The 14,218-nt window shown below is 61.0% G+C and carries 12 protein-coding genes; 7 read left to right on the forward strand and 5 right to left on the reverse strand.

The features are described from left to right. Nucleotides 1–356 precede the first annotated feature (356 nt). From PIN31009_RS17370 to trxB, 3 genes are all read left to right on the forward strand, one after another. Nucleotides 357–1,112: a glutaredoxin domain-containing protein gene (locus tag PIN31009_RS17370; protein WP_174997244.1), complete on the forward strand. Its 756-nt coding sequence runs from the start codon at nucleotides 357–359 to the stop codon at nucleotides 1,110–1,112. 1 nt (nucleotide 1,113) lies between these two features. Then, nucleotides 1,114–2,034 (forward strand): GntR family transcriptional regulator, encoded by a 921-nt coding sequence (locus PIN31009_RS17375; RefSeq protein ID WP_150791107.1) that lies wholly within the window; start codon nucleotides 1,114–1,116, stop codon nucleotides 2,032–2,034. A 69-nt stretch (nucleotides 2,035–2,103) separates the two neighbouring features. Then, nucleotides 2,104–3,048, forward strand: a complete 945-nt coding sequence (trxB, locus tag PIN31009_RS17380; RefSeq protein WP_150791108.1) for a thioredoxin-disulfide reductase — start codon at nucleotides 2,104–2,106, stop codon at nucleotides 3,046–3,048. A gap of 59 nt (nucleotides 3,049–3,107) precedes the next feature. Here trxB and PIN31009_RS17385 read toward each other — a convergent pair whose 3' ends face one another. The 5 genes from PIN31009_RS17385 to PIN31009_RS17405 all read right to left on the reverse strand — a co-directional run bounded on the left by PIN31009_RS17385 (nucleotide 3,108) and on the right by PIN31009_RS17405 (nucleotide 8,104). Beyond that, nucleotides 3,108–3,884: an alpha/beta hydrolase family protein gene (locus PIN31009_RS17385; RefSeq protein ID WP_150791109.1), complete on the reverse strand. Its 777-nt coding sequence runs from the start codon at nucleotides 3,882–3,884 to the stop codon at nucleotides 3,108–3,110. A 74-nt stretch (nucleotides 3,885–3,958) separates the two neighbouring features. Beyond that, nucleotides 3,959–4,648 carry an AroM family protein gene (locus tag PIN31009_RS17390; protein WP_150791110.1) on the reverse strand — a complete coding sequence of 230 codons (690 nt, stop codon included), beginning with the start codon at nucleotides 4,646–4,648 and terminating at the stop codon, nucleotides 3,959–3,961. A 10-nt stretch (nucleotides 4,649–4,658) separates the two neighbouring features. Further along, nucleotides 4,659–5,600 (reverse strand): DUF1177 domain-containing protein, encoded by a 942-nt coding sequence (locus tag PIN31009_RS17395; protein WP_150791111.1) that lies wholly within the window; start codon nucleotides 5,598–5,600, stop codon nucleotides 4,659–4,661. A gap of 46 nt (nucleotides 5,601–5,646) precedes the next feature. Beyond that, complete coding sequence (locus tag PIN31009_RS17400; RefSeq protein WP_150791112.1) at nucleotides 5,647–7,293, reverse strand: OPT/YSL family transporter; 1,647 nt, start codon at nucleotides 7,291–7,293, stop codon at nucleotides 5,647–5,649. Between the two features lie 34 nt (nucleotides 7,294–7,327). Beyond that, complete coding sequence (locus tag PIN31009_RS17405; protein ID WP_174997246.1) at nucleotides 7,328–8,104, reverse strand: IclR family transcriptional regulator; 777 nt, start codon at nucleotides 8,102–8,104, stop codon at nucleotides 7,328–7,330. A gap of 187 nt (nucleotides 8,105–8,291) precedes the next feature. On the opposite strand from PIN31009_RS17405, the gene PIN31009_RS17410 reads away from it, so the two are divergent. The 4 genes from PIN31009_RS17410 to PIN31009_RS17425 all read left to right on the forward strand — a co-directional run bounded on the left by PIN31009_RS17410 (nucleotide 8,292) and on the right by PIN31009_RS17425 (nucleotide 13,033). Further along, on the forward strand, nucleotides 8,292–9,143 hold the full coding sequence (locus PIN31009_RS17410; RefSeq protein WP_246185727.1) for a MurR/RpiR family transcriptional regulator: 852 nt from the start codon (nucleotides 8,292–8,294) through the stop codon (nucleotides 9,141–9,143). 244 nt (nucleotides 9,144–9,387) lie between these two features. Beyond that, entirely contained in the window at nucleotides 9,388–10,848 is a 1,461-nt protein-coding gene (locus PIN31009_RS17415) for an MFS transporter (RefSeq protein WP_150791115.1), read from the forward strand. A 54-nt stretch (nucleotides 10,849–10,902) separates the two neighbouring features. Then, nucleotides 10,903–11,580, forward strand: coding sequence for an aspartate/glutamate racemase family protein (locus tag PIN31009_RS17420; protein WP_150791116.1), 678 nt, complete (start codon nucleotides 10,903–10,905; stop codon nucleotides 11,578–11,580). Between the two features lie 94 nt (nucleotides 11,581–11,674). Next, nucleotides 11,675–13,033: an MFS transporter gene (locus PIN31009_RS17425; protein WP_150791117.1), complete on the forward strand. Its 1,359-nt coding sequence runs from the start codon at nucleotides 11,675–11,677 to the stop codon at nucleotides 13,031–13,033. Nucleotides 13,034–14,218: the final 1,185 nt, after the last annotated feature.

Genomic DNA, 14,218 nt, shown 5'->3' on the forward strand with positions numbered 1-14,218 from the left:
GTTCCTTGTTTGGGATCGCATCGACCTGTCGATGTGAATCCTGTATCCGGGATGCAGAATGATCCGCGATCTTGTGATTGTCAAGAAGACAAAAATCAATGACCGTCCGGGGGAGGCTGTGAGGGGATATTTTGCTTTAAAAACAGCTTGTTGTTGATATTGACTGCGTAGTTATGAGGCGTTTTGTATTGAGCGCCTGACGAATGGGGTGCTACACAAACAAGCCTTGTTGTTTTTATAATTGCATTTTATACTCACAAAAAACACAATCCGACGCAACGGATACGCCGTCAGCTGCGTTGATTCAATCGTTTTGAAAGAGGCTAGTCCTCGTCCCCTGGAAGGAGATGTTCATCATGTCGGAAGCATTGCGTGTGTATTGGCAGCCGGGTTGCTCCAGTTGCGTGAAGGTGAAGGAGTTGTTGACGCAACTCGATGTGCCGTTCGAGGCCATCAATATTCAGGAGCAGCCGGAGGCCTTCAGGGAGTTGGCGAAGCGGGGGATTCGGAGCGTGCCGGTGCTCATCCGCGGCGACGAGTCGATTTTTGGCCAGTCGCTCAACGACGTCGCGGCATTCGTCGGCAAGACGCTGAATCATCAGCGTTTGCCTGTGCCCGAACTGTTGCAGCGCTGGACGTACTTTCTGGGCGCGGCACGTGGGCTGATCACTCAGATTCCGGATGAACTCATCGACCGGCGCCCGGTGGCAGAGCGAGACCGGACTTATTGCCAACTGAGCTATCACATCTTCCAGATTGCAGACAGCTTCCTTCGATCGGTGGAAGACGGCATGACGGACACGCGCGAAGTGACCGATGCTGTGCTCGACCATATCCAGACCGTGCCCGATCTCGTGGCGTATGCCGATCCGATCATTGCGCGCCACGCGCGGTGGTGGGAGAAGCAGACGGACAAGCATTGCGATTTCAATATCGAAACCTATTACGGCCCGCAGGATGCCGCGACCGTGATCGAGCGCAGCACGTGGCACACCGCGCAGCATGTGCGCCAACTCGATCACGTGCTGGGCGAAGCCGTGCCGGGCGTAAAATCGCGGGTCAATCCCGACATGTTCGCCGGGCTCCCGATTCCTCAAGCACTGTGGCAATAAGATGACCGACCTGCCGGAAACCCCGTTGACTCCCACGCAACAGCGTGTCGTACGCGAAATTGTGGCGATCGCCAGAAAAGACGCGTTGGGGGTCGGTGACCGATTGAACGAATCGAGTCTTGCGACCCGGATCGGTACATCGCGCTCACCGGTCAACGTGGCGTTACGGCATCTCACCGCCAATGGTGTGCTGAGCTACGACGCCAATCGAGGGTTTTCGCTGGCCCGTCAGGTGACGGATATCGAGGATGGGCTGGGCGTTCAGCGCGATGACGCGCTCTATCTCGCCATGGCGCGGGCCCGCCTCGCCAACGACTTGCCCGAGATCGTCTCCGAAGCCGAATTGATGCGCCGGTTCGACGCACCCCGCACAGCGGTTTTGCGGGTCTTGTCGACGATGCAGCAAGAGGGCTGGGTTGAGCGCTCGGTCGGGCACGGCTGGCAGTTCATGCCGATGATCGACTCCCTTGCGGCTTACGAAGAGAGCTACGTGTTCCGGGGTGCGGTGGAGCCTGCCGCATTGCAGTCGCCAACGTTTGCTGTCAAGTCCGACGAGCTACTGGGGCTGCGAAAGCGTCAGCAATTTGTGGCGGAGGAGGGCTATCGCACCATGAGTCCTACGGATCTCTTCGAGGCGAATCGCGAGTTCCACGAGACGCTCGCCGACTGGTCGAACAATCGCTTCTTTTCACAGGCCGTGCGACGCATTCACCGGATGCGCCGGCTCATCGAATACCGTCAAGACAGGGCGCGCGAACCGAGGCGGCAGGATGCGCTTGAGCATCTCGCCATTCTCGAGGCGATCGAGGCAGGGAACATGCGTTTTGCCGCGACGCTGATGCGCGATCACATCGAATCCGGCCGACACATTGCCGAGCAAGCGGCCCCGGCGTTTGTGCCGGGTGCGCATGGCAATCCGTAGCGTCGCGATTTGACTTCATTCTGCGGGTCGGGACCGCCCGACTACGCACTACGTTTGCAGACTTCACAAATGAAACATGCCAAGGTGCTGATCCTCGGATCCGGCCCGGCGGGGTATACCGCTGCGGTGTATGCCGCCCGCGCGAACCTGTCGCCGTTGTTGATTACCGGACCGACACAAGGCGGTCAATTGATGTCGACGCTCGACGTCGAGAACTGGCCCGCCGATGGTGCGGGGGTGCAGGGGCCGGCGCTGATGCAACGATTTCAGGAACATGCCGAGCGGTTTCGTACCGAGATCGTCTCGGACCAGATTCGACGCGTAGATCTCAGTGTCCGGCCGTTCAGATTGACCGGGAATTTCGGTTCGTACAGTTGCGACTCGCTGATCGTGGCGACCGGGGCGTCGGCGCAGTATCTGGGGCTGCCCTCCGAGCAGCAATTCATGGGGCGGGGTGTTTCGGCGTGTTCGACTTGTGACGGCTTTTTCTATCAGGGGCTGCATGTCGCCGTGGTTGGGGGTGGCAACACTGCCGTGGAAGAGGCGCTCAACTTATCCAATATCGCGAGCAAGGTGACGGTGATCCATCGTCGCGACCGCTTTCGCGCAGAGCCGATTCTCGTGGACCGGCTGATGGAGAAGGCCCGGTCGGGGAAGGTCGACATTCGCTGGAATCACGTGCTGGAGGAGGTGCTGGGCGACGAGTCCGGCGTCAGCGCACTGCGCGTTCGCGATCTGGCGGCGGACGCGGCCACCGAGGTCCCGCTTCACGGCGTATTCATCGCCATCGGCCATAAGCCGAACACCGACTTGTTCGAGGGGCAACTCGAGATGCAGAGCGGCTATCTCGTGACTCAAGGGGGCAATCAGGGGCTGGCGACACAGACGAGCGTCCCGGGGGTGTTCGCCGCTGGCGATGTGCAGGATCACGTCTATCGTCAGGCGATCACCAGCGCAGGCTCCGGGTGCATGGCTGCGCTCGACGCGCAGCGTTATCTCGAGGCTTTGGACTGAAGCGCATCGCTTAGCGTGCACACAGCGCCATCGGAGGGTGCTGACGCGGCAGGTCTGCGTCAGTCGCCCGGATGGCGGATCCAGTCGGCAATCAAGCGCACGGTCTGCGCCTCGAAGTTAGGGTAGCCATGCCAATGCTCGGCTTCGCACGGATCGCCTTTGGGCGAGGAGCCGCCATCGACGAGGATGAACTTCTTGGCGGGCGCGTTTTTTAGGCCGCCGACGATGGCTTCTGCCTGACTTGGCACGCAGATCGGGCAGGCATCGAACTTGTGGTGAAGCACCAGCGTCGGCACGTCGATCTTGTCAATGTCTTGTGCGCCGATCGCACCGGCCTTGCGATTGGTAACACTGGAGGTCAACACCAGTCCTGCGATATGCGCTTTCCCGAGGGCAATCGCGGCAGCGGTGCCGGAGACTGTGCCGCGACTGGTTCCCACGAGCCATACCGGCTTACCGAAGGTCTGAGTGGCATAGTCAACGACGTTGCTGATCTCTTTCACGTGCTCGCTGCTGATGCGCTCCGGGAAATCGAGCGTGCGCAAGTCACTGGCCCGGAACATCACCAGCACGTTGAAACCTTCGTCCGCAAACAATTGCCGTGAGCGGACAAGGAAGTTCATGCTGCCCGGCTGACCGTTACTGACACGGCCAGTGCCCGAGTCACCACCGGGCAGCAGGATGAGCGTGGCCGTAGCGTTGGGGTTCGCCATCGCATACACCGGCACGTAGGTGTTGGCTCTCCCGGCATCGATGTGCACGAAGCCGTCGGCGGCTTGCGCGAAGACGGGCAGGACGAGTGCGATGACAAAAAGGATGACGCGAGGTAGACGCATGGCCGCCCCCTTGGCGGTGTGAATTCGATCGGATGATAACGGACGAATGTGATCCCCGGGGCGGCGCTGATCCCTTACACCAATGTGGCGGTCAAACTGGCGACGAGCGTGTTCGACAACACGACCGGCAGGTTCGATGCCGTCTGCGCGATGTCGCGATGGCGTTCGACGAAGCCCATGCAGTCGAGCACGAGCATTTCGGCACCTTGCTCGCGCAGGGTGCGTGCGGCACTGGCTAGCGCTTTATCGCCCTCGGCACCCGTGGCATAGGGCGACGCGGCGGCGCAGATTGGCGGACGTTGCAGTGCTCCCCACTTGTGAAACTCGCTCTCGATCTGTCCGGCAAGCGGCACTACGATGCCGACCTGACGCTCACCGGCGAGCGCTGCGGCGGCTGGTGGCACGATGCGGTCCGGCTCGACCAGCCACGCATGACGGCAAGCAAGACCTTCGAATTCCCCCGTGCACAAGATCAGAACCACCGTGCAGCCCAGCGCCTCAAGCGCGTCGAGTTTCGCCTGCAATGCACGCTGAATCGCGGGCTTGTCGAGTTCCACCGAATCGCCGCTGAGCAGGCGCGAAATCAAGACACCGTTGCCGGCCTGCGGTGCAAAAGCGGCGTCGATGGCGTCACGGTCCAGCCCGTCGAGCACGCCCATGTGGACTACCGGCACATCGGCCGGCAGATGCGCGTCGAGAATCGGCGTGATGTCGGCGCGTGGGGCTTGGCCGATGGTCAGTGTCCCCAGTTTGTGCTGGCGCATGGGCAATGCCTCAGTGAGGTTGGCGTTTGGAGAGGTGAGCGAGCGAGCCGTACAGCGCGAGCAAGCGGGCGTAGTCCTCGGTGTCGTAAAACTGGCAAGTCCCCCGGCCGAACTCTTTGGCGACTTCCACAGCAAACTTCACAGCCAGTGCGATATCGGCCTCGTGGCTGGCCCCCGTGCCGCAGCCGGGGACGATGCTCTGCGTGGTGATCGCCACGCCGACCACTGGCGCACGTGTGGCGATCGACGGCTGCATGATGCTGTTCAGGTGATAGACGCCGTTACCGTAAGGCGTGATGTCCTGCGTGGTCACCGGGAACGTGACGGCGGGCTGCCCGCTCGTCATTTCCATGATCCGCAGCAGGTCTTCCGAGACGCGCAGGATGTAGCCCTCCTTGACGGTCGGCGAGATCGCATAGCCCTTGTGATTGATGATGCGGTTGCCCTTGGTGGTGTCGAGGGAGAGCACGGCGTCCATCTCGTCCCACACTTCGTGGGCGTTCACATCTTCGGTGTCGATCGGCGAGTCCATAAAGTCGACGGGCTCGTGCGGACGCGTCGGCGCATCGGGGCAGATATGCGTCGTGATGAAGACGTCTCCGGCAAGGACATCGCCCTGTGTTCGCATATGGGCGAGCTTCAGCGCAGCGGCGACGGCAGCGATGGCGCCGTCGGCGTCTGACACCAGACCTATCCGTGAAGGGCGGGCACCGATGCCCCCCAGACGGCCGACGATGCCCAGACTCGGGGCCGCACCACCGGCCCGCTTGCCGACGTCACCGGGAATGCAGATCTTGACGAAATCGGTGGCCCCTTTCTTGCCCTCGATTTTCAGGACCTCGACGGTGACACCGTGCGATGCATAGGGGGCGAGCAGGTCGACCACGGTCTGGCCCGAGGCATGGGCGCTGTCGAAGGCTTCGAAGACTTGGAGAGTTTGGCTAAAGCTCATGATGACGATTCAGGTTCCAGAAAAAGATGGCTAGGTCCGCGCGGCTTCAATGCGTGCGCGAGCGGATCAACGAACTGCCGAAGCTGAAGATGGCGTCGCCCGCGATGATGCCGGCGGCAAAGACTTCCATGGTGTTGCGTACGCGCTCGCCGGCGGTGCGCTCGATTGCGAAGCGCAGGGCAATCCCGATGAGCACGGCCCAGCCCGCGGCCGGGTTGGCGATGAGCAGCCCCGTGGAGAACAGCACGCCGAGTTGGCGCTTGGGGCCGCCGATGAACTGCAAGGCAGCGCCTGCAATGGCCCAGAGCATCAGGGAATGCAGCACTCCCGGTGCAACGCCGGCTTTGATCGTGGACACGTAGACCGCTGCCACGGGCGGCACCTGCCCGTTGGCGAAGAAGCTCGAATGCGCGAAGTACACCACCGGAATCGCGATGACGAACGCGAGCATCGCGGCCATAAGTTGCTGCCGGCGCCCGGCGAGTTCGAAGGCCGGATTGCTGCCGTGGCCGCGCAGGATGAACCCCGCGCGCAAGTCGTAACCCATGTCGGCGAAGGCGGGGCCGGTGGCGGCTGAAAAGCCGCACAGCACCACGAGCGCCGCGGGCGGGAATCCGATCAACATGCCGATCAGCAGCGTGATGAGGGCGACCGCAAAGGCGGGGAACCAGCCCGAGTGCATCGCGGCAATCCCGACGATCAATTCATGCACGAATGCGGCGAACGCGGCATACACGATGAACAGGATCAACATGCCCGGCGACATGTCGGCATAGAGGCCCGCGCCGAAGGCGACGAGCGTCGCCAAACCGATGTAGGCCACGCCACCGAAACGCAACGACCGGCGAATACTCGGTGTGCCGGCCGCTGTGGGCACGTGCACTTCTGCCGCAACATCGGCGGCGCTGCGCACCGGCCGGTCGCGCCAGACCATTCGCACGATCTGGAGCAGGGCCACGATACCGGCGCCAATCATCATGCCGTGCGGAATGTAGGCCTTCTCGACGGCGAAACCGAACAGCGGCATCGAATAGCCGCGCAGCAGAAAGCCGAGGCCGAGCATGGTCAGCGCCCAGATATTGCCGATGAAGGCGGTGCCGAACGCGGACATCGGAATGCCGAACCAAGAACCGAGCATGCCGATGCCAAGACCGGCACCGAGCACGCGCGCCTGACGCCCGCCGACGTCGCCTGCCTTGATCGCTTCAGCCGCAGCCACGCCCTGAGGCCATGTGCCGGTGGCCGGGAAAATCTTGGTGTCGAACATGCGATAGAGCATGTAGCCGTCGAGCAGCATCGCCAGCGAGACGCCGATGAACATCGGCATTACGAGGTCGGCACGGCCCATCAGGAACGGGATGCCGATCGGCAGCAACAGGCTGTTGGCGGCACCGAACGTGGCGGCGGAGATCGCGCTTTGTGCGAGGTTCTGCACGTGAATCGAGCGATATTGTGCAAAGGCCCGCAACGGCACGCGGGCGCAGATCATTGCCACCAGCGCGCCGATGATGGCGGTATTGGGCGTGACGCCCAGCTTCACAAGGAGTTCGATACCAATGATCGCGCCGAACACGCTCAAGGCGCTGAGCAACAGCAGGTTAGCGGGTGAGAAAGTCGACGGATGTTGCGGCGGCGGAACCTCGGTGCTCGTGGCATCCGGAGGCGTCGGAATGGCAGAGGACGACGTATTCATGGTGAGAGATCGAGAGGACTAGCGGACTAGCGAACTAACGGGGCGAAGTCCAGAACGGATCGCCAACGGAGCGACCGATCAGCTCTGCGTGGGAGGCCACGCGCTGCGCAATCGCCTGAATTTCCGCTGCGGGGAGCATCGCGGCGGGAAACGTCATACAGAACGACAAACACTCGCCGCTGTTGGGATCGGCAACCGCGCATCCCACTGAACAGACACCGGAAAGGGCTTCGTTCTCTGCCACCGCATAGCGAAGATCGCGAACGGTCTGAAGTTTTTTCAAAAGCGCGTCGAGAGTGGCGGGGCCGCCAATCGGTTGCCCGTTTTCGCGCAAGGTCGGCAAGCCATCGGGGAAACGGGCGCGGATCTGGTCATCGGTCTCGCGCGCGAGAAGCGAGCGGCCGGTGGATGTCGCCCACGACGCCAAACGATGACCCGGATTAGTCATGGCGCGCAGGGCCTGTGAACCGGGACGCACGCGCAGCACGACGACGTCGTGACTGTCGAGCACCGAGACGTAGCCCGTGTGGCCATATTCCTGACCCAGTTCGTCGAGCGCTTGGGCGCACATCTCGATCAGCGGCGTCGACGCGCGCACCAGATGCGAGAGTTCGAGCAGCAACAACGACGGGCGATAGGCCAGCGTCGTCGGGTTTCGGACCAGCAGCCCTTCTTCGGCCATTTGCTTGAGCACGCGCGAGGCGGTGCTCTTGGGCATGTCGAGCCGTTCGACCAGATCGGTCATTGTGACTTCGGCTTGTCGCGCTGCCATCAGGCGCAGCACCGCCGTTGCGGTTTCCAAGATGCTCATGTGCGTTTTAGGTTCCATAAAATGGAACCGAGTTCCACTTAATGAGATCCAGTCTATGCCGCAAAATTGAGCGTCAAAATGAAATCGATCTAGTTGTTTACCCTCGAATGGCGAATTCGCGCGGATTCGCGCGACAATAGCCGACCCTAAACTGCCCGCCCAACCACGCTCGCTTATGGCACCTCACGTGAAGAAGTCTTTCGTCGGCAGGATTCGAGAACAGCTGGATCAACTCTCGCCATCGGAGCGGCGTCTGGCGGAGTTCGCACTGGATCTGCCGGGCGATCTCGCGGGGTACACGGCGTCGGAGCTTGCGACGCTGGCGCAGGTGTCCAACGCCACCGTCACGCGTTTTGTGCGACGTCTGGGCTACGCGTCGTTCGACGATGCCCGCAAGCATGTGCGCTCGGAGCAACGCGCGGGCTCGCCCTTGGCGATGGCCGCGACGACACCCGCGACGGAAGCCGTCGCCGACGATCTCGTCGGGGCGCAACGTCAGCAGAGTCTTGCCAACATCGACGCGACGTATCGACGCCTCTCATCCAACGAAATCGCGCAGATCGCCGAGGCCATTCTCGCGGCCCGCAAGGTCTGGGTCGTAGGCTTCCGGTCGAGCCATCCGCTCGCGATGTATTTCCGCTGGCAACTGCTGCAAATCGTGCCGAGCGCGCAAGTGATTCCGGGCGCAGGGGAGACGTTGGGCGAGCACCTCGCAGGCATCGGCGCGGATGATGTTGTGATCGTTTTCGCGCTGCGCCGCCGTATCCGCCAGATGCCGGCCATCGTTGCGCAACTCGCCAAGGCGTGCCCGAATCTCGTCTACATCACCGAGCGAGCGGAGCGTAACGTAGTGGCAAAGACGCCCGCGAAGTGGTCGTTGCAATGCGATGTGCAAGGGCCGGGCGTGCTCGACAATCACACGGCAGTGATCGGTCTGTGCCATCTGATCGTGACGCAAGTGATGACGCTGGCGGGCAATCCGGGGCGTCGTCATCTCGGTCTGGTGGAAGCCTTCCACGACGCATTGGACGAAATCTAAGTCCGCCTTCTGCACGGGGATGCTGCGCGCCGTAGCGCCCCGGGCATCGAGCTTTTCCTAACTTTTCCCGATAGATCTCTGCGATTGGCGTCTCTCGCCAAGGGCTTCGCACGTCCGGTGAAACCCTGATATGAAAAATAATTTTCAAAAACAAATAATCTGAAAAAATATTAACCGAACAAGGTTCATCAGAGGGCGAGGCAATCGGTCGCAAGGCGCCAATTGAGGCGCAGGGAGTTTTACGATGGGCGCAGAAGTGGTCGTATCCTCGTCGGAACCAAGGTTGCAGCAGCTCGAACGGGCGCTCGACGACATTGGCGTGACGCCGTCACACAAGAAAATCCTCGCACTGATTCTGTTCGGGGTGTTGTTCGACGTTTTCGAGCAGAACGCCGTCGGTCTCGTGGGGCCGTTGCTGCGCGAGTACTGGGGCCTTTCCGGTGCGCAGATCGGCTTTCTCAATACGCTGACGTTCGGGGCCGCCGCGATCGGGCGATTGGGGTCCGGCTACATCGCCGACCGCTACGGACGCCGCACCATGCTGAGCATCAACCTGATGCTCTTCACGCTGGGGGCATTGATCTGCGCCTTGGCGACGAACTACAGCATGCTCGCCGCAGGGCGCTTCATCGTCGGCTTCGGTCTGGGCGGCGAGATTTCGATTGCCGTCACGATGCTGGCGGAGTTCTGCTCGTCGCGCTTCCGTGGCGTGGCCGTGGGCGCGATCAACGTCGCGGGTGGCGGGCTCGGCAATATGCTGGCGCCAGCGTTCGGTCTCGCGGTGTTTGCGTTCTTCCCGGGGCCGGATAGCTGGCGCTGGCTGTTCGGTTGTTTGGTGCTGCCAGCATTCTTCGTGCTGCTGTATCGCCGCTTCATTCCGGAGACGCCGCGCTTCTTGTTCTCCAAAGGCCGGGTGGAGGAAGCCAATCGTGTGCTCAACATTCTCGCGTCCGGCAAGCTCGGCAAGTCTGCCGGTGGGGAAAAGCGCTATCTGAGCGAAGCGCCGGATGGTGAGCACCGCGCCGAGAAAGTGCGCTTGCGTGAAGTTTTTGTCGGACCGCTGGCGCGGCGCACTGTCGCTGTGGGAATCGCCGTTTGCATGACGTACGGCGCGCAGATTTCGGTGCTCACGCTGATGCCGACGATTCTCATGGCGCAGGGCTACACGCTCAACAAGAGCTTTCTGTTCACCATCGTGATGCAGTCAGGCAGCTTGCTCGGTGCGATCACGGCGTCGTATTTCGGTTTCCGCTTTCCGCGCAAACGTGTCCTGACGGCCGGTGCCATCGCGGCGTGCGTCATCGGTTTGTGTTTCGGCTTTTTGTCGAAATCGCAGCCGCTGATTCTCGTGTTCGGCGCGGCCTTCCAGTTCTGTGTGCTGCTGCTCAATACGTCCATCTGGATTTACGCCCCCGAGCTTTATCCGACGCGAGTGCGCGCATTCGGCACGGCGTTCATCCTCGCGTTGGGCACGCTGGCAGGCGCGGCAATGCCGCTGGTCGCCGGACGCGTGTTCGACCAATACGGCATCGGCGGCATGTTCGGGATGATGGCGGCGATGTACGCGGTGTTCGCGATTGCGCTGACCTTCGCGCCGGAGACGTTCGGTAAGCCGATCGATGGTCCCGATGCGCCGGGCGATGCACCGAACGATTCGACGCCTGCCACCGCGCGTGCTGCTGCCGAGGCGTCGCCTGCATCCTGATTTTCCTGACGTGCTTTGATTTGTTTTGACTAGTTCTAACTCGCCGAGATTTTCATGACTCAAATACTGCTCCTCAACCCGAATACGTCGACGGCGACGACGCAAATGATGGTCGACATCGCCCGATCGTATTTCGCCAGTGTGATGGCGTCGCCACCGACCGTGATCGGGGCGACGGTGTCGCGCGGTGCCCCGATGATCGTCAACGAGCGGGATCTGGCCGTGGCAGCGGACGCGGTAAATGACCCGCAGATCGTGGCGCTGGCGTCGCAAGCGGATGGGGTGATCGTCGGTGCGTTTGGCGATCCGGGCATGGAGGCCTTGCGTGCGCGTCTGGAGGTGCCGGTCGTAGGGATCGGCACGGCCTCCGTGCGTGAAGCGGCAGAGGGCGGGCGCCGTTTCGGTATCGCCACTACGACGCCGATGTTGGCCGATTCGATTGCGGCGAACGTGCGCAAGCTCGGGCTTGGCGCGAGCTTCACCGGATCGCGATTTACGACGGGCGACCCGCTGGCGCTGGGGGATGTGCCGGCGCAACTGGAGAACAGTCTCGCCAGCGCAGTGCAGGCCTGCATTGCGCAAGACGGTGCGCAGGCCGTGGTCATCGGCGGCGGGCCGTTGGGGGAGGCGGCGCAGGCGTTGTGCGAGCGCTTCGCTATCCCGGTGATCGGGCCAGTGCCTGCTGCGTGTCGTGCCTTGCTTCACGCCATGCGTCTTGATGAAGCGGCTTGAAACCCCTTAAAGCGACTTAAAAACGCAAACACGCGCGCCGTCGATGGCGCGTAATAAAACGTACGAGAGCATGCCGAACCCGGCAGGAGATGCCATGAACCAACAACCTGTGTCGCCGACTGGCGGCGCGACCAATGTCTTCGCGAATCCGAGTCAGCAAATGCTCGACCCGATCTACAAGAAGATCATGTGGCGGATCATTCCGTTCATCTTCGTGCTGTGGATGCTGGCGTGGATCGACCGCGTGAACGTCGGCTTCGCGAAGCTGCAAATGCAGCAGGATCTGGGCTTTAGCGAAACGGTGTACGGCATCGGCGCGGGCATCTTCTTCCTCGGGTACTTCTTTCTGGAGATTCCGAGCAACTGGCTATTGCTGCGCATCGGTGCGCGACGCACGCTGGCACGCATTACGTTGGGCTGGGGGACGATTTGCGTGCTGATGATGTTCACGCATTCGCCGGCGTATTTCTATGTGATGCGTTTCCTGCTTGGCGCATTCGAGGCGGGTTTCCAACCGGGTGTGCTGCTCTATCTCACGTTCTGGTTCCCGGCGCATCGGCGTGCGAAGGCGTTCGCGTGGTTCATCTCGGCGTCGGCGGTGTCGTCGGTCGTGGGGGCGCCGCTGGCTGGGGCGATCCTCAACGGGATGCATGGCGTGAACGGCTGGGCGGGATGGCAGTGGCTGTTCCTGCTCGAAGGCGTGCCGACGGTGCTCGCGGGCATGCTGGCCGTGTGGTTCTTGGTGGATAAGCCGGAGCAGGCCAGTTGGCTGTCGGAGCAGGAAAAGCGACTGCTGCAAGCGGATCTGGATCGCGACGGCGCAAGTGCTGGCAAGCGCGAGCACAGCTTCATGCTGGCCGTGCGCAGCCCGAAGCTGTGGCTGCTGACGGGGATTTACTTCGGCATCGTCGCGGCGAACGCGACACTCTCGTTCTTCGCGCCGACGATCGTTCGGGCGTTGGGGCCGACTAACCCGTTGCATATCGGGTTGTTGGTTGGCGTGATGTACGTGTTCGGGGCGATCTTCCAGATTGCGATTGGATACAGCGCGGACAAGCGTCGCGAGGCACGGATGCATTGCGCGATTCCGGTGTTCATCGGTGCGTGCGGTTTGGCGGGGGTGGGGGTGTTTGCAGGAAGTAACGGCGTCGCGGCGTTCTTGTGTTTAGTCGTGGCCGTGTCGGGCACGATGGGCGCGATCCCGGTGTTCGGGCAATTGCCGAATGCTTACCTTGCCGGTGGCGCTGCTGCGATGGGTGTGGCGTTCATCAACTCGGTAGCGAATCTGGCAGGGTTCGGCTCGCCGTATTTGCTCGGCATCGTCAAGGACGCCACGGGCAACTTCAACGGCGGCCTCTGGATCGTGGCGGCGCTCGAAGCGTTCGTCGCCGTGCTGATTTGGTGGCGGCTGCGCCGGAGGGAAGAGGCGGGTGGGGTGGGGGCGTTGGTTTGAGGCGGGCGCTTAACGCAAGGAAACTCTGGCGGAGGCGGTGAGATTCGAACTCACGGAAGTGGCCGCATTGGGAGTGCCTGTCCCTTTGTGAAAGTCAGGGGGATTGCTTTGGCCTATCTGTAAAGTCGGAGCCGTAGCCGCCCGACTCCCGCGGCCGAGCAGCGGGTAGCGCTACGGACATTAGCCTAAGCGAAGCCATTGAGTGCGGAGGCCTTTACTTAATAAAGTTTTCCTTAACCCCTCGTATATGGGACTGCGATCATGGGATGTTCGCTAAGCGTGAATCTGAACACGCTCGGAAGCCACCGCGCGACGCGCTCGACCTAGCATGTCTGGCCGGGCGGCGTCCATCCGACATTCTTAAGATCCGTGAGCGTGACGTACCGCACGGCTGCTTTGCAACCCAACAGGGAACACCTAACGCGAAACGTCGAATTCAGGTAATTCGTTGGCTCAAGGCAAAAATTGATCGGATTGCAAGACAATCAACAGACCACAATCCATGTGGAAATTCCTGGTGACAAACGAGCCTGACCGACGAGTCGGCCTTAAGTAAATTCAAACGATGTTTAGGAGTCCAGTCTGGCCGCGTGATTGCCAAAGCCACAAAAGTACAAATGCCGAGACTTGCTGGGAAAAGCGGGAGCGGACAAATCTGACGATGTCGGCAATACGTATGCAGAATAGAAGCAAATCGGTTACGAAGCTATTGTGACCACCGAACGCTATCTGCGGAATTGCCTGCGAGATAAGATTAGGATAATGTGATGACCATTTGTTGTGAGATTTTTTGAATCTACAATGTTGCCATGCTTCGTTAGGCCCGGCCAATCTCATCCAGCCGGTCCCATCCTCCGCAGTGCGGTCGTTCAAAGAATTCCCATTGAAGGTCCGTTCGGTTAGAAAAAAATTGTTCAAGTGAGGGCAGGCTGATGCCGTTAAGCGCTGTGGATTCTGCGCCAGCCGACTGTTTTAGGAAAGCTCACGTTTCATTGCATCGGGATGCAAAGTAAATAAAGAGAATTTCGAGTTTTAGGAAAGTTAATAGAGACACAAGGTATGATGGTGCTCTGGCGGCAGATCGATAGGTATCCTTTGTTTTTATTTTTTGGCTGCCAAAAGATTTGCGATATCAAACATAAATGACAATGAAATGGTGTGGGATGACAACTGTTCCGTTTTTGG

Source organism: Pandoraea iniqua (assembly GCF_902459685.1).
Lineage (GTDB): Bacteria > Pseudomonadota > Gammaproteobacteria > Burkholderiales > Burkholderiaceae > Pandoraea > Pandoraea iniqua.